This window comes from Undibacterium sp. SXout7W (genome assembly GCF_049339385.1).
Lineage (GTDB): Bacteria > Pseudomonadota > Gammaproteobacteria > Burkholderiales > Burkholderiaceae_D > Undibacterium.
This window is the reverse complement of sequence record NZ_JBMPPF010000071.1, coordinates 1-567: the sequence shown is the minus strand read 5'-3', so window position 1 is coordinate 567 and position 567 is coordinate 1. Positions and strand designations below refer to the sequence as shown.

Sequence of the window (567 nt, the reverse complement as noted above, 5' to 3'; positions counted from 1 at the left end):
GGTGGTTGTCACAAGCTGTCGAAACATAAGGCCCTAGATAGACCGACAAAGCCAAACTCAATAGTAGGGTATGGCTGCTCAACTGGGACTTTGGGTTGTGATACCATGTGCTGACATCAGACTTCATGCACATATTACAGATGGGAAATCTTACCTAAAGGCCAGATGGCTTCAGTCTACAAGATCATGTCTAGGATTTGGGAAGTTGAAGTTATGATAACGTATCAGAATAAGACAAAGCGAAATGTCATGAATGTTAATAATCCTAGAGTAAATCTAGATGGCATAGGAAATGGACAGGTCCCATTGCTCTTAACTGGTTTTAGTAGTCAACATGATATGATCGAAGCTTATTATATACACGTCAATGGTAACAATTACAACATAGATGCATCTCCTATAAACATGCCGTCTAGGGACAATGTAGGTGACATCCAGTTTGACATATACAATGGTAGTGTATCTTTCAATTCAGATGATGTGCAATGTGATGCTGAGTCATGTAGGGCCATGTGCAAGGTCCATGAACCACGGTTTGACAGGGTCAGGAATAATCTAGATAGATAT

Annotated in this window: 1 protein-coding gene; it reads left to right on the top strand. The window is 40.4% G+C overall.

The window, feature by feature from the left end:
- Positions 1–249: 249 nt before the first annotated feature.
- Positions 250–567: hypothetical protein (locus ACO0LB_RS20530; protein ID WP_423052548.1), on the top strand; the 318-nt coding region annotated here is incomplete at its 3' end.